Origin of the sequence: Pseudoalteromonas sp. CST2, assembly GCF_028599385.1 — a bacterium.
GTDB classification, from domain to species: Bacteria; Pseudomonadota; Gammaproteobacteria; order Enterobacterales; family Alteromonadaceae; genus Pseudoalteromonas; species Pseudoalteromonas atlantica.
This window is the reverse complement of the sequence record NZ_JAQREO010000008.1, coordinates 125,376-144,289: the sequence shown is the minus strand read 5'-3', so window position 1 is coordinate 144,289 and position 18,914 is coordinate 125,376. Positions and strand designations below refer to the sequence as shown.

Genomic DNA, 18,914 nt, shown 5'->3' with positions numbered 1-18,914 from the left:
AAGCGAGGTTTACTATGAGCACTGAACGAATTAGCGATGGCCCAGATTGGACCTTTGAGCTGCTTGAGCAATACCAAACTGAAATAGCCCGTGTTGCAGCGCATTACCGGTTAGACACTTACCCTAACCAAATTGAAGTAATAACAGCTGAGCAAATGATGGATGCTTATTCAAGCGTAGGCATGCCTATAGGCTACAGCCATTGGTCATATGGTAAAAAATTTATACAAACCGAACAAAATTATAAGCGTGGGCAAATGGGGCTGGCTTACGAAATTGTGATTAATTCAAACCCCTGTATTGCTTATTTAATGGAAGAAAACACACTCCCTATGCAGGCACTGGTTATGGCGCATGCCTGTTATGGTCATAACTCATTTTTTAAAGGAAACTACTTATTTAAAACATGGACTGACGCCGACTCCATCATAGATTACTTAGTGTTTGCTAAAAATTACATTAGCCGCTGCGAAGAAAAATACGGTATTACACAAGTAGAAAGCTTAATTGATTCGTGTCACGCATTAATGAATTACGGCGTAGATAGATATAAACGCCCGCAGCAAATTTCCCTTTTTGAAGAGCAAAAACGCCAAAAAGAGCGTGAAGACTACATGCAATCTCAAGTAAACGAGCTATGGCGCACTATCCCCGCTCAACAGCAAGAAGCTAAAAAGCAAGAGAGGCATTTTCCGCAAGAGCCGCAAGAAAACATTTTATATTTTATTGAGAAAAACGCGCCTCTATTAGAGTCTTGGCAGCGAGAAATAATACGTATTGTGCGAAAGATATCACAATATTTTTATCCGCAAAAACAAACCCAAGTGATGAACGAAGGCTGGGCCACCTTTTGGCACTACACCATTTTGAACCACTTATATGATGAAGGTAAATTAACCGACTCCTTTATGATGGAGTTTTTGCAAAGCCATACCAACGTGGTTTATCAGCCACCTTATAACAGCAATTACTATTCAGGTATAAACCCGTATGCATTGGGTTTTAATATGATGGTGGATATCCGCCGTATTTGCGAAAACCCAACAGATGAAGATAGACGCTGGTTTCCTGAATATGCAGGCACTAATTGGCTAGACACACTGCATTTTGCGATGGAAAACTTTAAAGATGAAAGTTTCATAAGCCAATTTTTATCACCTAAGTTAATTCGTGATTTTAAGCTGTTTACTATTGTCGATCACAGCCGTAACCCACACCTAGAGGTAGGCGCCATACATGATGATAGCGGTTATCAGGCTGTACGCGAAGCGCTTTCAGCACAATATAACTTGAGTAATCACGAACCTAACATTCAAGTATATAATGTTGATGTTAGAGGCGATCGTTCTTTAACGTTGCGTTATGTTCCTCACAATAACATCCCCCTTGCTGACTCGCATAAAGAAGTGCTAAAACACCTGTATAGGTTATGGGGGTTCAAGGTTCAATTAGAGCAAGAGACCAGTACAGGCGATGTGTCTACTCTTGGCCAATGCCCAGCAGATGATACTCGCCATACTACAGAGTAAATAAAACGGCTGATAAAAATGGCACTTTAACTAAGCCCTTGTTAAGTATTGACTGCCAAAGCTTGCAGCGCAATTAGGTGCATCCTTGGTTACTTTAATTTAGCAGTAATATTTCCGCTGCCTTAATTTTAGCAGCGCATAAAAAATGACGCTTATGCGTCATTTTTTATATCCTCAAAATCGGTTACTCTGTTACGGCCATGCTCTTTTGAGTGATACAGGGCTTTGTCAGCGGCTTCAATCCACCGCTCATGTTTTGCAAAGTCAGGGCTATTTCCTGCAAAACCAACACTCACAGTCATCTCTATTTTTGTGTTTTTATAAACAAAAGGGTTGGCTTCTATTAACGCTCTTATGCGCTCGGCAAAAGTTGCTGCGCCTTGCTTGTCGGTATCGAGTAAAGTAACAACAAACTCCTCCCCACCATAACGCCCTGCTATATCGGTTTCGCGAAGCGTCGTTCGTAGCAGTTCTGAAAGGTGGCGTAGCGCTTCATCGCCACAACTATGGCCATGCTCATCATTAATTTTTTTAAAATGATCGATATCAAACATCAATAATGTGCTGCTGCCACCGCTGCGCTTAACACGTAAAAACTCTTGGTGCAGTGTGCTTTCCCAATGCCCACGGTTAAACAGTTGCGTTAAACTGTCGGTTTGGCTTACTTGCTCTAAACGCTTATTTAAATCTTCTAATTCTTTTTTATTGACTGCCACATCGGTAACATCATAAATAATGATACAAATATGACTGACCTCACCCAGTGTGTTGGTAAGTGGAATAAAGGTCGCATTTTGGTACATGTAATCCGCTTTACCGGTAATGGGACGGTAGTTTTTAAAACGAAAAATGTAAGGTTGCTGCTCCCAGATTGTAAAGGAGCGGTTTTTAAGTACAAATACAGACTCTGACTTGCTTCTAAACCATTTTTCATCAATTGATGGGAATAAATCAAATAGGTCTTTGTCTTTTACAGCACTTGGCAATAGCCCAGAATGGTTTTCCATAAAGCCATTCCACACACACACTTTATAATTTCTATCCAGTACAACCAGGCCCACATCAACCGTGTTAAACATATCCATTAACCAATGGATCTCATTCATTTCTAAATCAGCGGCCATAACTTAGTCTTCTAATAGGTAAGCAACTTTGTATTTCAAAGTTTTAAGTGAATCTTCGGTAAATAACAGCATAAGATCGCAGTTAATATCGTGGTTTTCGATGCCGTAGCTTATTTCTATCGCTAAGGTTCTTTGCCAACGAGATTTATTTGATTTAACCAATTCAGATACATCGCGATGTTGGCCAAGTACAATGGGATGACCTTGGCTAAAAGACATATCTAGCTGTTTAGAAAGCCCCGTTAAAATTGAGCCTATTAAAATATTACTAATATCCATAAGTAGCTCAAGCTCAACTTTGTCGTTAAGCTCACCGTCGTAATTCATCAGTGACGCAATTTCTTTAAAGCTTGAATCGTTTAATAAAAGTAATGCCTCGCCCGATACGCCACCGCCAATAAAGCCTTGGCACACCCCTGATGTGGCAGCATTATTGTCAATTGACTGCAGCGCCATATCCAGTTCATTAACTTCAAGCACATTCACATTCGGAATTGGCAGCTCTACAAACACATTTAAAAGCCGTGCAAGCAAATCGCCTGCTTGGCCCATAGCGACATTTGTAAGCTCTTGGTATATATCGCGCACATCTGGGTCTACTTGTTCACCTAAAGAATGAGCAAGACGCTCGCGCATGGCTTTATCTTTAATGCCATGATGCTCGATAATATCGGCAAGTTTTTCAGGTGAGCAAGGTTTTTGGATAAAATCAATGGCGCCTAATTCAAGTACGCGGTGGTGCGCATTTGGCTGAATATCGCCAGATACAACCACGGTTAGGATATTAAGGCCTTGCTCTTTCATGGCCATAAGGACTTCGTAACCGTCCATTTCAGGCATGTTTAAATCAAGAAAAAGAATTTCGGGCTCGATTATTTTTAGTTTTTTGATGCAATCAACACCATCTTGAGCAAACTCTACTTTAATATCCCAGTCATCTGGTAAAGAGCGGGCTAGCTGGCGCCTCGCTAATTTTGAGTCGTCACATATTAATACGGATGTTGACATACTATCTCTCTATTATTTAACCCAATGTTGTCAATAGGCCTTATGACTTTATTAAAGATACATTTTGTAACTACATGTTAATAAAAGTTCATGCAGTTTACAATTTATATATCACAGAACTTATTATTACTTTTACAGTGATATTTAATCGCTTGGTCAGTGATATTGAGTATAATACACTCAAACCTATTGCGTTAATTTAAAAGGAAATAACCTATGGTACGCTCTCTTATTTTTGCACTAAGCACACTGGCTTTAAGCTCAGTTGGGCACGCATCACAGTACCCAGAAAACACGCTTGATGCAGGTAAGGTCTCTGCTCAGGGTAAGCCTGTCACTTTGTTAGGTAAAGGTGTAAGTGTAGGTGATAATGCGCCAAATTTTAAAGTGGTTGATGGTGGTTTTGCCCCTGTAAATCTTAATGATTACAAAGGGCAAGCTGTATTAATCAGTGTGGTGCCAAGTTTAGATACTGGCATTTGTAGCTTACAAACCAAACATTTTAATGAAAAAGTAGCGACGCAATTTCCTGCTATCGCAATACTAACCATCAGTGCCGATTTACCTTTTGCCCAAAAACGCTTTTGTAATGCTGAAAACATCGACAAAGTAACAGCCCTTTCTGACTCTGTATGGCGAGACTTTGGGCAAAAATATGGCTTAATTATAAAAGATATGGGGCTACTAACTCGCGCTGTGCTTATTTTAGATAAAAGCCATACAGTGATATACAAACAGCTCGTGTCTAATTTATCTACCGAGCCAAACTACGACCCAGTAATAGAAAAGCTAAAAACGTTATAGGTAACAGGGCGTGTTGACCTTTGGTGGTTTAATTTTAAATTGTTAAAAGCTACTAAATACAAAAAAACCGCCCAAGGGCGGTTTTTTAATACCTAAGCTGTGTTTAGATTATATTAACCTAAAAGCTCTGCTAGTTGCTGACTTACTGTTTCAACAGCTTGCGTACCATCAATTTTATGGTACTGCGTGTTACCTGCTTGCGCTTCAGCTTGGTAGTAATCAACCAATGGCATAGTTTGCTCATGGTAAATAGCTAAACGTTTACGAACTGTTTCTTCCGTGTCATCTGCACGAATAATAAGCTCTTCGCCTGTTTCATCGTCTTTACCTTCCACTTTTGGTGGGTTGTAAACAACGTGATAAACACGGCCAGAGCCAGGATGTACGCGACGTCCACCCATACGCTCAACAATTACTTCATCAGCAACGTCAAACTCAATAACGTGATCAACCACAACGCCATTTTCTTTCATAGCATCTGCTTGTGGAATGGTACGTGGGAAGCCATCAAGTAAAAAGCCTTGTTCGCAGTCTGGTTTAGCAATACGCTCTTTCACTAAACCAATGATGATATCGTCAGAAATTAACTGACCTGCATCCATTACTTTTTTCGCTTCTAAGCCAAGTGGTGTACCTTCTTTAATGGCTGCACGAAGCATATCACCGGTAGAAATTTGTGGAATACCGTATTTGTCCATTAAAAACTGAGCTTGAGTACCTTTACCAGCACCTGGCGCGCCCAAAAGAATAATGCGCATATCATTGTCCCCTAGTATGGATATTTATTTTAAAGCCTGAATTCTTCCACAAGCGCTGCAGATACTCAAGCAACTTATACTAATTGCCTACTTTAGAGCACATAAAAAAAGGAAGCATACGCTTCCTTTATAATTATGGTTATATTTTAGGCTCTTTTAGCAATTAAAAGAGCCTGTTAGCCTTACTTATTTAAATCAAGCATTAACTTGTTTAAACGTGTTACGAACCCGGTAGGATCTTTTAATGTACCGCGTTCAGCAAGTAAAGCTTGGTCTAGTAATACATGAGACCACTGTGCAAACTTATCTTCGTCTTGCTCATCGTTTAAGTGCTTAACTAACTGATGCTCAGGGTTAAGCTCAAACACTGGCTTAGCCTCTGGTACAGGTTGCCCTACTGACTCCATAAGCTTTTGCATTTGCGAGCTCATGTCGTTCTCATCGCTAACCACACAGGCAGGAGAGTCTGTTAAGCGATGCGTAAAGCGAACTTCTTTAACCTCTTCACCTAGCGCTGTTTTAATGCGCTCAATTAAGCCTTCTACTTCTTTTTCAGACTCTTCTTGCGCTTTTTTCGTTTCTTCGTCGTCAAGCTTACCTAAATCAAGGTCGCCACGTGTAATTGACTGGAATGGTTTTTCGTTAAACTCAGTTAAGTGGCTCATCATCCACTCATCAACACGGTCACTTAGTAATAATACTTCGATGCCTTTTTTGCGGAAGATTTCTAAGTGCGGCGAGTTTTTAGCCGCTGTAAACGAATCAGCAACTACGTAGTAAATTTTATCTTGCTCATCGTTCATACGCTCAATGTATTGCTCAAGCGATACATCTTGTGTTTCTGAGTCGGTATGCGTAGATGAGAAGCGTAACAATTTAGCAATGGCTTCTTTATTCGCTGTATCTTCTGCTGGGCCTTCTTTGATTACTTGGCCAAACTCGTTCCAAAATGTTTGGTAGTCTTCGGCTTTGTTTTTAGCCATACGCTCTAGCATTTTTAAGATACGAGACGTACACCCTTTACGAATCGCTTGCGTTACTTTGTTATCTTGTAAAATTTCGCGCGATACATTTAGCGGTAAATCGTTTGAATCAAGTAAGCCTTTTACAAAGCGCAGATAGCTTGGCATAAATTGCTCAGCGTCATCCATAATAAAGACACGTTGAACATACAGTTTTAAGCCACTTTGGCGCTCACGGTTCCATAAATCGAACGGCGCTTTTTTAGGGATATACAATAAGCTTGTGTACTCAGTTTTACCTTCTACTTTATTGTGCGCCCAGTTTAGCGGCTCTTCCCAATCATGGCTTACATGCTTGTAAAACTCTTTGTATTCTTCATCAGAAACCTCTGACTTATCACGTGTCCATAAAGCGGTTGCACGGTTAATGCTTTCCCATTCACCTGGAACTGCAGGGATTTTTTCGCCGTCTTCGCCTTCAGACTCAGGTACTTCTGCTTTATACATTTGTACAGGCGTAGAAATATGATCTGAGTATTTAGTAACGATGCTACGTAAACGGTATTCATCCGCGTATTCTTTTTCTTCTTCACGCAGGTGTAAAATGATATCCGTACCACGGCCTTCTTTTTCAATTTCTTGTAACGTGTACTCACCTTCACCTTGTGATTGCCACTCGTACGCTTGTGTTTCACCCGCTTTACGCGTGCGCACTGTCACTTCATCAGCCACAATAAATGCCGAGTAAAAACCAACACCAAATTGACCAATTAATTGCGAGTCTTTACTTTGGTCACCGGTTAAGTTTTTGAAAAACTCAGCAGTACCCGACTTAGCAATAGTTCCTAAAGAGCTAATCACTTCTTCGCGCGTCATACCAATACCATTGTCAGATATGGTAATTGTGTTCGCTTCTTTATCTGCGCTAATACGTACACGTAAATCGGCATCACCTTGGTAAAGGTCGCCATCAGAAAGCGCTAAAAAGCGTAGCTTATCGGCGGCATCTGATGCATTTGATACAAGTTCACGTAAAAATATTTCTTTATTCGAATATAACGAATGAATCATTAAGTTTAATAGTTGTTTTACTTCTGTTTGAAAGCCTAATGTTTCTTTTTGTGCTGCAGTCATTTATGTATCTCCAATTAGCAAAGTGTCTGCGTTATGCACTTAATATGGGGTGAGGTGGAGTAACTTCAAGGGAAAAATTTAAAAAAGCAGCTTTTGCGCTGACATAAATAAAAAGCCACATAAAAATGTGGCTTTTAGGATTAAATTACGGTGTATTTATAGCGTGCTGGGCTTTTAAAGCGCTGACTTGTTCGTGCAAATAATTAGCACTTACCTGCTCAGCGCCAATCGGCTCTCCCACACTCACCGATACTAATGACCATTTAAGGCGTGGTAGTTGCCACTTGGCTTTACGGCTAAACATACTGCCCCACAAGCCACCTAAGTGAACGGGCACAACAGGCACAGGTGTGCGCGCTATAATGCGCTCAATGCCCCGCCTAAACATGTCCATTTCACCATTACTTGTTAGTTTTCCTTCAGGAAAAATACCAACTAACTCACCGCGTTCAAGCGCTGCGGCAACCTCATCAAATGCTTTTGCAAACGCCTTTGGGTTGGCTTTTTCGCTATCAATTGGAATAGCTTTTGCCATTTTAAATAGCCAATGCAGCGCTTTTGAATAATAAATGGGAGCAAACACCATAAAGCGTATAGGCCTAGGCGAAGTGGCTAAAATAAACATCCAATCTACAAAGCTTACATGGTTAGCCACAATAACGGCTGCGCCTTCGCTTGGAATATTTTCATGCCCTTTTGTGCGCACGCGATACATGCATATGGCTAAAATATAGATAACAAAGCGCAAGAAAAATTCCGGTACCTTAGTGTAAATATAAATAGAGATAAGCAAATTAAGCCCCGCCAAAAGCAATAGTAACGACGAAATATGCCACTCTAAAACAGAGAGCGTTACAATACTTAATATGGCACTGCCAACCATAAAGAGCGCATTAAGCACATTATTAGCAGCAATCACCCGCGAACGACTTGCCTCCTCGGTACGCTGTTGAATAAGCGCATACAGCGGCACAGTATAAAAACCGGATGCAATACCAATACCTGCCATCCAAACAAAATGCCATACCATGTCGCCTGTATTAAGCACTTGTTTAAGCGTTAATAAGTTTTCAGAGGGCGCTATATATTCACTAATAGCTGGCTCTTGGCTTAATAAATACAAAAATAGCGTAATTAAAATAGCGCCAAAAGGTACAATGCCCAGCTCAATACGTGAGCGCGAGAGCTTTTCGCACAACAAAGACCCCACGGCAATGCTTAGCGAAAACACCACCAGCGCACTGGTTACAACGAGTTCATCGCCACCCATTACATGCTTAACGTAATTAGGTAATGCCGTTAAAATAACCGCGCCTATTAGCCAAAACCAGCTTATACCCAACACCGATTTACCAACCGATTCTGTTTGAGCATTAAGCGCTTTAAATACATTTTTAGTGGATGAAAAAATATTATAGGTAAAGTGCAAATTAGGATTATTGGCTTGGCTTATAGGAATAAAGCGGCTGCTGAAAAAGCCAAGTACCGCAAGTATCAACACGGCAATACTAATAATAGTTGGACCTGTTGTTTGAGTAACGTAATAGGTGCCAAAAATAGTACCAATTAAAATAGCGACAAAAGTGGCAGACTCAACCAAGCCATTGGCTTTTGTTAATTCGTTAGGCGCCACATGTTGCGGTAATATTGAATACTTAAGCGGGCCAAAAAAAGTACTTTGCAAGCCCATAAAAAACACGGTGGTCAGCATTAGCCACACATATTGCGTAAAAATAGAGGCTGCGCCAATAACCATAATCGGTATTTCGCAAAATTTAACAAGCCGGATCAGCTTTGATTTTTCTGTTTTTTCGGCTAGTTGCCCCGCCATTCCTGAAAATAAAAAAAACGGTAATATAAATAAGCCCGCTGCAAGGTTTGAATACAGCGCACCATCGCCAAGGGTTGCAGCTTGAAACACTAACAATATAAGCACGGATTGCTTATACACATTATCATTCATAGCCGACAAAAACTGCGTTACAAATAGCGGTAAAAAGCGCTTACTGCTGAGTAAACCGCCTTTATTGTCGTGTTTATTATTTTGCATAGTACTCCTTACTAATCAGATAAATTCCTGATGTTTTTATAGCAACTTGAGCGATATTTTTAAGGCGCGTGAGCCGTGCAACTATCACGTTATCTAGTTGTTGTTAGTCAATAATTTATAACACAACGTCGCCAAGTTTAACTCATTTATTAATTTAATATGATTACCGGCAAACTCACACACGTTATACGGTAATTAAATAGCAAACACAAAAAAGCCCACATATTTTACTATGTAGGCTTTTAAAACGATTTCAGATAGTTGTGTTAGTCCTGCATAACCGCTCGGCGGCCACTAAATGCATGCATTAACGTTGTGCCATCTACTAAATCAAGCTCGCCACCAACAGGTATACCATGCGCTATACGCGAGGCCCCTACTTTATATTTATGGCAAAGCTGGGCAATATAATGTGCAGTGGTTTCGCCCTCAACCGTGGGGTTGGTTGCTAAAATCACTTCGTTAATACCGCCGTGCGAGAGCTTATGTTCAAGTATATCAAGGCCAATTTCTTTAGGGCCAATACCGTCAATTGGCGATAAATGCCCCATAAGTACAAAATATAAACCAAGGTATTGGCCTGTTTGCTCTATTGCCAACACATCGGTAGGCGATTCAACAACACACAGCACACCGCTGTCTTGGCGTTTTGTACTTAAGCAAATATCACACTGCGCTTGCTCAGTAAAAGTGCGGCACGACTGACAATGCCCAACCGCGCCCATGGCTTTGGTCAATGCGTTACCAAGTTGAGTACCGCCTTTACGATCGCGCTCTAATAAATGAAACGCAATGCGCTGAGCCGACTTAGGACCAATACCCGGTTGGCAACGTAGCGCTTCTATAAGCTGCGTTAAACTATCTGAAAGTTGCATATTTGCTTAAAACGGCATTTTCATACCTGGTGGTAATTGCATACCGCCAGTTACTTTGCCCATACGCTCTTGCGTTTCATCAGCAACGCGGCGAACAGCATCGTTACATGCTGCAGCAAGTAAATCTTCAATCATGTCTTTGTCGTCTTCCATAAGGCTTTCATCAAGCTCAACACGACGCACATTATGATTACCAAGCATGGTTACTTTTACAAGGCCTGCGCCGGCTTCGCCAACAACTTCCATCGTCGCGATTTCGTCTTGGGCTTTTTGCATGCGCTCTTGCATTTGCTGCGCTTGCTTCATCATGTTACCCATTCCACCTTTAAACATAATTTTCTCTCTTTCTTTTAAACTCTAGTTGTCATGAAGATAAGGGCGATTGTATTTAATTACAATGCCTGAATACTGTTTTCGTCTATTTCGGCGCTAAATAGCTGCTGAAATTGTACTATGTTTTCATCAGATGTGATCACATCTATTGCTTGCTGGTGTCGCCCTGCATCTATTTTTTGCTGAATTAAATAAGGCGAGTCAATCACCCCTTTTGCAAAGTTAATACTCAGCGATACGTTATGCCCGTAAATGCTTGATAACGCCGCATCGAGCTTTTGCCTAAGCATGGGCGTATCTAAGTGTTTTTGCGATTCATCCACGTCAATATGTAAACTGTCGCCTTGCTTAGTAAAAATCGAGTGTAATGCAAATTGGCGCATTCGCCCACCAAGCCCCATACGCTTAATTAAATAAGCCCACTCATCTTGCTGATGCGCAAATTTAATCTCGCTAATTGGGCTTTGAAAATCATCAGGAACCGGTATAGCGGGCTCTTGCTCTATTACCTCAGGCTTTTTTTGCGGGTTAATTTGCTCAAGCAGCTCAGGCGCTAAGTTTTCAGTAATTGTTTGATGCTTTTCTTTAAAATCAACCTTACGCGCTGGCTGGCTTTGCGTTACTGGCTCAGCTGGCGTTTGGCTCCCTGTTACTGGGAGCGTTGGCTTTTTTTCGCTATCGCCTTGCGCATGGTCATGCCATGGCGGTGAATCGTTTTGTGACTCACTCGCTTGCGCGCTTGTATTGTGTGGCTTTGCTTCGCTGTTAGGCGTAGCTTGGGCAGGTGTTTTTGGTGTTTGCGCTTGCTCAGGGGTATTTACACTCCCCCCAGAAAGCCTGCCTGCCCCCGATATATTTCTATCCCGTAAAATTCGCGCAATTGCTGATTGTGCTTGAGCTTCTTGTTCACGCACACTGCTATCTTTAGCATCGGCGCTTTCAGGCGCGGGTTGTGTGTGTTGCGCTACAGGTGCAGGGTTATAACCTTGCTCTACCGCACTGCTCATAACATCATCAAATTGTGCAGCTAAGCTTTGCTCCATATTACTGTGTTGCAGATAAGCATCGTCTTCACTTTGGCGCTCAGCAGCATCGTCACTCTTAGCAATGTGCTCACTTTGCTGCACAGGGCTCGGTATATCGTTTTGCGGGCTTTGAGCCGCAGCTGATGCGCTGTTGCTGTGTTGCTCACTTGGCGAGCGTGTTAGCTTCTCTGTGGGCGGTTGCTCTACTGGTTCATCAATTGTTTGGCTTTGCGCAGTGCTTTGATTTTGGCTTTTCTCAACCATTACTTGCGGAGCAGGGGTTTCGGCTTGCGATGGTGTTTTATTTTTATTTAATATATCACGCAGCGCATCGGCACGGCCTTTACTACTGGTAGGCGCAGGCGTTGCTGCACTTGGTGTGTCACTAGGCTCAGGAAGCGATTGAGCAGGCGTTGTAGCTGCAGATTCAAATGCTAATAAACGCAGCATTATCATTTCAAAGCCTAAACGAGGCTCTGGCGCCCATTGTAAGTCTTTTTTACCGTTTAATAGTAACTGGTAATAAACCTGTATTTGTTGAGCCTGGGTGTGCTGTGCAACATGGCTAACATAATCGGCGTTTTTATCATCAAGTTGCGCTGCTTGCGGGACAAGCTGAGTTAATTGAATAAGATGAGTTAATGCAATTAAATCATCAAGTAGTGCAATATAGTTAGGATTACGGCTCGCAACTTGGGCTATTTCGTCCATCAGTGCGCCACCATCTTGTGCTAACAAAGCAGCAAGCAAACTTTGGCTGTAATGGGTGTCCATTAAACCAAGCATAGCTTGTACGGCTTGATTGTTTATGTCGCCGTTGGTTTGCGCAATAGCTTGATCTGTTAAGCTCAACGCGTCACGCATACTGCCATCGGCGGCTTTTGCAATAATACTTAGCGCATCTTTATCAAAGTTTAACTCCTCTTGAGTAAGTACATGCTCAAGCTGAGTTTTAATTTCGCTTTGCGAAAGTGCATTTAAGTTAAACTGTAAACAGCGCGATAAAATGGTAACAGGTAACTTTTGCGGATCAGTGGTTGCTAGTAAAAATTTCACATGCTCTGGCGGCTCTTCTAACGTTTTTAATAACGCGTTAAAGCTATGCTTAGAGAGCATGTGTACTTCATCTATTAGGTATACTTTGTAACGTCCACGCGTAGGTGCATATTGAACGTTATCAAGAATTTCACGAGTATCTTCTACTTTGGTGCGAGAAGCGGCATCGATTTCAAGTAAGTCAATGTATCGCCCTGCTTCTATGTCAGTACAACTGCTACATTGCCCACAAGGAGATGCCGATATACCCACATCACAATTTAAGCTTTTAGCAAAAATACGCGCAATGGTCGTTTTACCCACACCACGGGTTCCAGTGAATAAATAAGCGTGATGCAGTCTATTTTGCGTTAGCGCATTAACAAGCGCTTGCTTTACATGAGACTGGCCAACCAATTCATGAAAGGTTTGCGGACGCCATTTTCTCGCTAGAACCTGATAACTCATCAATTACTCGCCTTCAAACTCAACCAGTTTTAAGATTTTAATACCCATTTTTTCTATACGCTGCTCACCACCAAGCTCTGGTAATGAAACAACAAACGCTGCATCAGTGGCTGTGCCGCCTAATTTTGCAACTAGCTTTGCTGTCGCTTCAATTGTGCCACCGGTAGCTAATAAATCGTCAACTAATAATACTTTGTCGCCTGGGACAATAGCATCAACATGAAGCTCTAATGTGTCTTCACCGTATTCAAGTAAGTAATCTTGGCGAATCACTTCGCGTGGTAGCTTGCCTGGCTTACGAACAGGAATAAAAGGGATCTCTAACGCGTAAGATAGCGGTGCACCAAAAATAAAGCCGCGAGATTCTGTACCAATAATTTTTGTAAAGCCTTGGTTTTTATATTCGTTTATAAAAGCATCGATTGTTGCTTTAAAGGCTTCTGGATTTGCCATTAGTGTTGTTACATCACGAAACATAATGCCTGGTTTAGGATAGTCGGCAATGGTTGCGATACTGTTTTTAATAATAGCGGGTGTTACTTGAGTCATAAGTTTAATTGCTCAATAGTTTATATTTCAAAGCAGCTGATTATAACCTTAACTGACGTTAAAATGCGAGTTTGCTGTTATTAATACCAAGGTGGTTTGAAAATTATAAGGGTGGAGGAAGAAAAGAAGCTTAAGGCTGATATAAACAACAGCCTTAATAGAGCAAGGAGCTTTAAGTTAGGCTTGTGATCCAGCCTAAAATCGCATTTAAACAGCCAATACCTACAAAAACTGCTAAAAAAGCAATAAAGTAAGTAGCGTTAAACGGATCTTTAAAGTCTTTATCATCTGACATTGGTATAACCTTTTTTTAAGCACGACAAATAAGGCTGCCATGATAGACGAAGTAAAAACATCTATAAAGACCTTAATGTTGATTTTTTGTCACAATAATACCGCGCTCGCACATTGCATTAAGCGTACTTAACGCACCATGCGCAATTTGTTGTTCGCTAAAATTAGGCGCGTGGACTAAAACCTGCTGGCATACACTCTCAAAGTCAATGCCCGCATTGGATTCTATTATTGAAAGTAGCAAGGCGGTCATTGCATTTGTGGCTAAAAACTGTACGTCGTCGTTATCATCTCTGTATACAACAAAGTAATTTGGCTGCTCAGATGGCGTGCTGGGTTTATACTCTGTGCTGATATTTTGCACCGCATATTGGTAGCTTAAATTACGCGCTACACTCGATAAGTAAAGTGCAGAACTGGTTAGTTCAGTGCTTTTTAAGCGTTGCTCATTGGTATCTTCATTAGCCACGGAAACATCAAGCTCTATCCACTCATAATGTGCCAGCTCCAGCATAAATGCATAATCGTACTCTTGCAGGGTATAGCTGCTCGATAAGTAATTAATAAATTCCCCTGCTATGTCTAAAAAATAAGGCGACTTACAGTCATGCTCACTAAAAAAAGCCCTTATTAATTTTTGCCATTGCTGCTGTGTATATAAAGTTTTAAGCACCGGAAAACCAGATGAGATAAACCCTGCAATATTATTAAAAAATAAGTCGCGGTAAATCGCCATGCGTCTATCTTCAATATCGTTAGGCTTTGGGTTATGCTCAGGCTCACGTATGTGCGCCATAAACTCATTTTGGCTGTCAATAAAGCTCATATTTCTTCCTTTATGCTAATTGCTGAGTAGGCGATGCGCATAACTGCTTATTTTGTAAATCGTGAATAATATCAAGCTCTTTTGTAAGTGTATTTATACTTGGAATATTAAAATCACGCTCCAATAAGGTAGGAAACACCCCATGCGCTTGGTACGCTTTATCAAGCAAATCCCATACGGGGTCAATAACATCAGCGCCGTGGGTATCAACAATTAAATCATCGGCTTCATTGTAGTGCCCAGCTACATGTCCATATGCAATGCGTTTTGAAGGTAGCCCTAATAAAAACGCTTCGGCGTTGTAACCATGGTTAATGGAATTAACATAAATATTATTTACATCAAGCAGTAGCTTACAATCGGCTTGCTCTAAAATCGTGTTTGTAAATTCAAGCTCAGATAACTGCTGACCAGGCGCCGCATAATAGGAGACATTTTCGATGGCTATTTGGCGATCTAAAATATCTTGCACTTGTTTGATGCGAGGTACAACGTGTGCAATGGCATCTTCAGTAAAAGGGATTGGCATTAAATCGTACATGTGCCCCTTTCCAGAGCAGTAACTTAGGTGCTCACTGAATAGTTTAATGTTGTGCTGATCAAAAAACGTTTTTAGCGATTTAACAAATTCAATATCAAGAGGTTCAGGCGAGCCGATAGAAAGCGATAAACCATGGCAAACAAAATTATTGGCGTCAGTTAAGGTTTTAAATTGTTTTTTAAAGCGCCCTCCCAGCTTAAGCCAGTTTTCAGGCGCTACTTCCATAAAATCAATTTGCTTTGGTGTATGCGCTAGTAATTCATCAAGCATCTCTCGACGAAGACCTAAGCCCACCATCCCAAATGCTGAGTTTTGTGTTGCTCTCATCATTATCTCCTAAAACAAAAAGGGCCTTTTGGCCCTTTTAGCATAACGTATATCTGAGTAAATCAGGTACTTAAATCAGCCTGTTATTGGCCGCCACATTTGCCTTCGCCGCATTTACCTTCTTTTTTACCTTTTGCGTCGCCGCCACATTTGCCTTCGCCGCACTTACCTTCTTTTTTGCCTTTTGCGTCGCCGCCACATTTGCCTTCGCCGCACTTACCTTCTTTTTTGCCTTTAGCGTCGCCGCCACATTTGCCTTCGCCGCACTTGCCTTCTTTTTTACCTTTTGCCTCACCGCCACATTTGCCTTCGCCGCACTTACCTTCTTTTTTACCTTTTGCGTCACCGCCACATTTGCCTTCGCCGCACTTACCTTCTTTTTTACCTTTTGCGTCGCCGCCACATTTGCCTTCACCGCACTTACCTTCTGCCGCATCAAGCTGGTATCCGGTTACTAGCTGTTGAAATTCAAATGGGTTTGCTTGTGCATCTGCAGAGGCAAAACTTGCAGAGCCAACAACTACTGCACCTAAGGTTAACGCGATTGAGTTTTTCTTTACTGTATTCATTGTATGACTCTCTTATATAAGTGTGTATTAAGATAACGCAAACTAATTATTGTCAATTATGCGTTGCTTGTATAATTAAATAGACCCGCTATCAAATAAAAACTTTCATTTATTTTCATTTTTTTTACTTTTAAATTTATACATACAAATATGGGCAGTAATTTAAGTTTTATCAAACCATACTTTGCAGGTACACTACGCACCCGTTTTTTCAATAAAAATACTCTATGAAACTTGTTTTAGCGCCTATGGAAGGTGTTGTTGATTTTAAAATGCGCCAACTTCTTACCAATATTGGTGGCTTTGACCTATGCGTAACAGAATTTGTTAGAGTAATTGATAAATGTTTACCGGCTAAAGTTTTTCATCGCTATTGCCCTGAGCTCAATAATAACGGTTTAACCAAAGCCGGTACTCCTGTGCGCGTACAGTTATTAGGGCAAGTGGCAGACGTATTAGCAGAAAATGCGGTTAGAGCTATCGAATTAGGCTCCCACGGTATAGATCTTAATTTTGGCTGCCCTGCAAAAACGGTAAATAAAAGCCGCGGGGGTGCTGTTCTGCTAAAAGATCCCGACCATATGTATGACATAATCAAAGCGGTAAGGGATGCGGTAGATAGTAAACATCAAGTAAGCGCTAAAATACGCCTGGGCTTTGATGATGATAGCAATAGCCAAGAAATTGTAGATGCCGTTGTAAGCGCCGGTGCAGATAGTATTGCAATACATGCCCGTACTAAGCGTGATGGTTATAACCCACCTGCATACTGGGAAAAAATCCCCCCGCTAATAAAAGGTAAAAACATAGCCGTGGTTGCCAACGGTGAAATTTGGCAAGTGGAGGATGCCCTACTTTGCCAAACTCGAAGCCAGTGTAGCGATTTAATGCTAGGGCGCGGTGCCCTTTCTCACCCTGATTTAGCGAAAAAAATTAAAGCTCATGTTAATAATGAACAATATAATGGCCTAGAGTGGGAACATATAATTTATCATTTGATTCATTCTGCTATTCATCAAGACCCCACACAAGATGAAAAATATTTTGCCTCTCGTACTAAACAATGGCTGGGTTATCTAAAACGCCAATACCCACAAGCTAATGCACTATTTGATGAAATAAGACGTCTTAAAGTAAAAGGTGATGTAGCACAGGTTTTAAAAAAATACGCTAAGTCTCCGCAACTTGATTCAAATCATAGCGTATAAGCAGCGCAGCTCAGATAATACCGGTATAACGAAACGCTAAATGAAGGTTATACCAATATGCTTTATCAGCAACAACTGCACAGTGAAATAGCACACGTTAAATCAGTAATATTAGCGATGCTGAGCCAATCAGCACACCCTGCCCATCTTAAGCTACGTGACGTTATATTAACTAGCCAGCATAACGAATGGCTTGACACTGCCACCTACCACTTAGGTCCTGAATATCAAACTTTAGTTAATAGGCTGACAGAATTAGAAGCGGCAATAAGCCAAATTGATATTGGTCAATACGGCTATTGCTGCGATTGTGAAGAAGCAATTTCTGAGCGGTTACTTAAACAAGACCCTGCAACACAGCGCTGTGAAATGTGCGCAAAGCGCACATAAGCGTTTAAAGTGTTAATAGTTGCTCGGCAAAACTAAAAGCCTGGCCTGGGTAAAGCACACTATCTTCAACTAAATACTGCGCATCGCGCTGTGAAATAGCTAATCGTTTTACTAAGTTCACTTTTGCCTGAGATAAAGTCCATGCATGGTAGTGTATGCCCACATCGGTTTCCATTAGCGCAAGCATTAGCATTTTATCTTCTGGGCTCAAATGGCTGTTTTTAGCCATAGCGGGCAACAGCATGTAATCAGTTTGCCAATCAATCCCTTTTACTTTTGGCGCCTTGCTTAAGTATTGGCTAATAAACGAAGTACTGTGATGCTCGTTATAGCTCAAATTAGGCGCAGTATGCGAGTCAATTTGAAGATGCTGATTAATAGTATCAACCCATTGCAAAGGCGACTTAACTGCCCCACTGAAGTAATTTAGTTTACTTTGATACCATTCACTGCCATTAGCAAGTCCACGTAAGCCAATGCTCCCCCTTGGTTTGTACTGGGCCAAGTAATCATTAAACTCTGCAATCTTGGCTTTTAAATCGTTTGCGCTAGATTGTTTTAATAGTGGCGTTTGTAAGTAACCCTGCAGGAGGTTTAATTCAACCTTGTTTAATCTCAAATTGCTTTGCAGCGCACTATCTAATTGATCTTGAGTGAACTTAAGCCACTCAATTACCTCGTTAGCCTTAGTACTTTGAATTTGCGCTGATAATAAGTTCTCTAACACATTGACCTGTGCAGGCCAGCTGAAAAAGCGCTCAGGAAAACGCTCAGCAATAATTAAGTAATTTAGCTGCTGTGTTTGCGCGTTTGAAAGAGTCATTGTTTGTAGGCGCTGATACATCTGATGACGAAGCGATAAATACGCTGAGGAAAAAGGCAGTACTTGTTCAGTGGATACACTTTCAGTGCCCACAGGCTTTAGCGCCGTATTTAAACTTTTAATACTCTGCTGAGCAGCATCATAAGATTCAAAAGGCGGTGGTTGTTTTGAACAAGCAACCAAAAACAGACTAAATAGGACAGACAAAAGATGCGTTTTATTCATTATAAATTCCAATAAAAAAAGCCCCAAAGGGGCTTTTTATATAATTGCTAAAACAAA

Annotated in this window: 18 protein-coding genes; 4 read left to right on the top strand and 14 right to left on the bottom strand. The window is 41.2% G+C overall.

The window, feature by feature from the left end; genetic code table 11:
- Positions 1-14: 14 nt before the first annotated feature.
- Positions 15-1,529 (top strand): SpoVR family protein, encoded by a 1,515-nt coding sequence (locus PSH41_RS12305; RefSeq protein ID WP_004588114.1) that lies wholly within the window; start codon positions 15-17, stop codon positions 1,527-1,529.
- Between the two features lie 152 nt (positions 1,530-1,681).
- Here the strand turns inward: PSH41_RS12305 and PSH41_RS12300 are convergent, their stop codons facing one another.
- Together PSH41_RS12300 and PSH41_RS12295 are read right to left on the bottom strand one after the other, a co-directional pair.
- Entirely contained in the window at positions 1,682-2,653 is a 972-nt protein-coding gene (locus PSH41_RS12300) for a sensor domain-containing diguanylate cyclase (RefSeq protein ID WP_004588115.1), read from the bottom strand.
- Between the two features lie 3 nt (positions 2,654-2,656).
- A complete protein-coding gene (locus PSH41_RS12295; RefSeq protein WP_273589100.1) occupies positions 2,657-3,661 on the bottom strand; it encodes a response regulator in 1,005 nt (334 codons plus the stop codon).
- 216 nt (positions 3,662-3,877) lie between these two features.
- Between PSH41_RS12295 and tpx the strand changes: the two genes are divergently transcribed.
- On the top strand, positions 3,878-4,465 hold the full coding sequence (gene tpx, locus PSH41_RS12290; protein ID WP_004588117.1) for a thiol peroxidase: 588 nt from the start codon (positions 3,878-3,880) through the stop codon (positions 4,463-4,465).
- A 113-nt stretch (positions 4,466-4,578) separates the two neighbouring features.
- On the opposite strand, the gene adk is transcribed toward tpx, so the two are convergent.
- The 11 genes from adk to PSH41_RS12235 all read right to left on the bottom strand — a co-directional run bounded on the left by adk (position 4,579) and on the right by PSH41_RS12235 (position 16,211).
- Positions 4,579-5,223, bottom strand: coding sequence for an adenylate kinase (gene adk, locus PSH41_RS12285; RefSeq protein WP_004588118.1), 645 nt, complete (start codon positions 5,221-5,223; stop codon positions 4,579-4,581).
- 182 nt (positions 5,224-5,405) lie between these two features.
- On the bottom strand, positions 5,406-7,319 hold the full coding sequence (htpG, locus tag PSH41_RS12280) for a molecular chaperone HtpG (RefSeq protein WP_273589101.1): 1,914 nt from the start codon (positions 7,317-7,319) through the stop codon (positions 5,406-5,408).
- Positions 7,320-7,464: 145 nt separating this feature from the next.
- Complete coding sequence (locus PSH41_RS12275) at positions 7,465-9,369, bottom strand: MFS transporter (protein ID WP_273589102.1); 1,905 nt, start codon at positions 9,367-9,369, stop codon at positions 7,465-7,467.
- Between the two features lie 266 nt (positions 9,370-9,635).
- Positions 9,636-10,244: a recombination mediator RecR gene (recR, locus tag PSH41_RS12270; RefSeq protein ID WP_273589103.1), complete on the bottom strand. Its 609-nt coding sequence runs from the start codon at positions 10,242-10,244 to the stop codon at positions 9,636-9,638.
- Positions 10,245-10,250: 6 nt separating this feature from the next.
- Positions 10,251-10,577: a YbaB/EbfC family nucleoid-associated protein gene (locus PSH41_RS12265; RefSeq protein ID WP_004588122.1), complete on the bottom strand. Its 327-nt coding sequence runs from the start codon at positions 10,575-10,577 to the stop codon at positions 10,251-10,253.
- Positions 10,578-10,636: 59 nt separating this feature from the next.
- A complete protein-coding gene (dnaX, locus tag PSH41_RS12260) occupies positions 10,637-13,105 on the bottom strand; it encodes a DNA polymerase III subunit gamma/tau (RefSeq protein ID WP_273589104.1) in 2,469 nt (822 codons plus the stop codon).
- Between the two features lie 3 nt (positions 13,106-13,108).
- Positions 13,109-13,654 carry an adenine phosphoribosyltransferase gene (apt, locus tag PSH41_RS12255; RefSeq protein WP_273589105.1) on the bottom strand — a complete coding sequence of 182 codons (546 nt, stop codon included), beginning with the start codon at positions 13,652-13,654 and terminating at the stop codon, positions 13,109-13,111.
- 172 nt (positions 13,655-13,826) lie between these two features.
- Positions 13,827-13,949, bottom strand: coding sequence for a hypothetical protein (locus PSH41_RS12250; RefSeq protein ID WP_004588125.1), 123 nt, complete (start codon positions 13,947-13,949; stop codon positions 13,827-13,829).
- Positions 13,950-14,021: 72 nt separating this feature from the next.
- Positions 14,022-14,774, bottom strand: a complete 753-nt coding sequence (locus PSH41_RS12245; RefSeq protein WP_273589106.1) for an HvfC family RiPP maturation protein — start codon at positions 14,772-14,774, stop codon at positions 14,022-14,024.
- 10 nt (positions 14,775-14,784) lie between these two features.
- A complete protein-coding gene (locus tag PSH41_RS12240) occupies positions 14,785-15,642 on the bottom strand; it encodes an HvfB family MNIO-type RiPP peptide maturase (RefSeq protein ID WP_443197746.1) in 858 nt (285 codons plus the stop codon).
- Between the two features lie 83 nt (positions 15,643-15,725).
- Positions 15,726-16,211 (bottom strand): HvfA family oxazolone/thioamide-modified RiPP metallophore, encoded by a 486-nt coding sequence (locus tag PSH41_RS12235; protein WP_273589107.1) that lies wholly within the window; start codon positions 16,209-16,211, stop codon positions 15,726-15,728.
- 227 nt (positions 16,212-16,438) lie between these two features.
- Between PSH41_RS12235 and PSH41_RS12230 the strand changes: the two genes are divergently transcribed.
- Both PSH41_RS12230 and PSH41_RS12225 read left to right on the top strand, forming a co-directional pair.
- A complete protein-coding gene (locus PSH41_RS12230) occupies positions 16,439-17,419 on the top strand; it encodes a tRNA-dihydrouridine synthase (RefSeq protein ID WP_054983096.1) in 981 nt (326 codons plus the stop codon).
- A 57-nt stretch (positions 17,420-17,476) separates the two neighbouring features.
- The gene (locus PSH41_RS12225; protein ID WP_273589108.1) at positions 17,477-17,809 is read left to right on the top strand and encodes a TraR/DksA C4-type zinc finger protein; all 333 of its coding nucleotides are present in this window, start codon (positions 17,477-17,479) and stop codon (positions 17,807-17,809) included.
- A 4-nt stretch (positions 17,810-17,813) separates the two neighbouring features.
- Here PSH41_RS12225 and PSH41_RS12220 read toward each other — a convergent pair whose 3' ends face one another.
- A complete protein-coding gene (locus tag PSH41_RS12220; protein WP_273589109.1) occupies positions 17,814-18,857 on the bottom strand; it encodes a hypothetical protein in 1,044 nt (347 codons plus the stop codon).
- Positions 18,858-18,914 lie beyond the last annotated feature (57 nt).

Bases quoted from the DNA above. Each gene is read 5' to 3' on its own strand.
- PSH41_RS12230 (WP_054983096.1), top strand. From the start codon at position 16,439: ATGAAACTTGTTTTAGCGCCTATGGAAGGTGTTGTTGATTTTAAAATG.
- PSH41_RS12275 (WP_273589102.1), bottom strand. From the start codon at position 9,369: ATGCAAAATAATAAACACGACAATAAAGGCGGTTTACTCAGCAGTAAG.
- adk (WP_004588118.1), bottom strand. From the start codon at position 5,223: ATGCGCATTATTCTTTTGGGCGCGCCAGGTGCTGGTAAAGGTACTCAA.
- apt (WP_273589105.1), bottom strand. From the start codon at position 13,654: ATGACTCAAGTAACACCCGCTATTATTAAAAACAGTATCGCAACCATT.
- recR (WP_273589103.1), bottom strand. From the start codon at position 10,244: ATGCAACTTTCAGATAGTTTAACGCAGCTTATAGAAGCGCTACGTTGC.
- htpG (WP_273589101.1), bottom strand. From the start codon at position 7,319: ATGACTGCAGCACAAAAAGAAACATTAGGCTTTCAAACAGAAGTAAAA.
- dnaX (WP_273589104.1), bottom strand. From the start codon at position 13,105: ATGAGTTATCAGGTTCTAGCGAGAAAATGGCGTCCGCAAACCTTTCAT.
- PSH41_RS12235 (WP_273589107.1), bottom strand. From the start codon at position 16,211: ATGAATACAGTAAAGAAAAACTCAATCGCGTTAACCTTAGGTGCAGTA.
- PSH41_RS12305 (WP_004588114.1), top strand. From the start codon at position 15: ATGAGCACTGAACGAATTAGCGATGGCCCAGATTGGACCTTTGAGCTG.
- PSH41_RS12240 (WP_443197746.1), bottom strand. From the start codon at position 15,642: ATGAGAGCAACACAAAACTCAGCATTTGGGATGGTGGGCTTAGGTCTT.
- PSH41_RS12265 (WP_004588122.1), bottom strand. From the start codon at position 10,577: ATGTTTAAAGGTGGAATGGGTAACATGATGAAGCAAGCGCAGCAAATG.
- PSH41_RS12220 (WP_273589109.1), bottom strand. From the start codon at position 18,857: ATGAATAAAACGCATCTTTTGTCTGTCCTATTTAGTCTGTTTTTGGTT.
- PSH41_RS12295 (WP_273589100.1), bottom strand. From the start codon at position 3,661: ATGTCAACATCCGTATTAATATGTGACGACTCAAAATTAGCGAGGCGC.
- PSH41_RS12250 (WP_004588125.1), bottom strand. From the start codon at position 13,949: ATGTCAGATGATAAAGACTTTAAAGATCCGTTTAACGCTACTTACTTT.
- PSH41_RS12300 (WP_004588115.1), bottom strand. From the start codon at position 2,653: ATGGCCGCTGATTTAGAAATGAATGAGATCCATTGGTTAATGGATATG.
- PSH41_RS12225 (WP_273589108.1), top strand. From the start codon at position 17,477: ATGCTTTATCAGCAACAACTGCACAGTGAAATAGCACACGTTAAATCA.
- tpx (WP_004588117.1), top strand. From the start codon at position 3,878: ATGGTACGCTCTCTTATTTTTGCACTAAGCACACTGGCTTTAAGCTCA.
- PSH41_RS12245 (WP_273589106.1), bottom strand. From the start codon at position 14,774: ATGAGCTTTATTGACAGCCAAAATGAGTTTATGGCGCACATACGTGAG.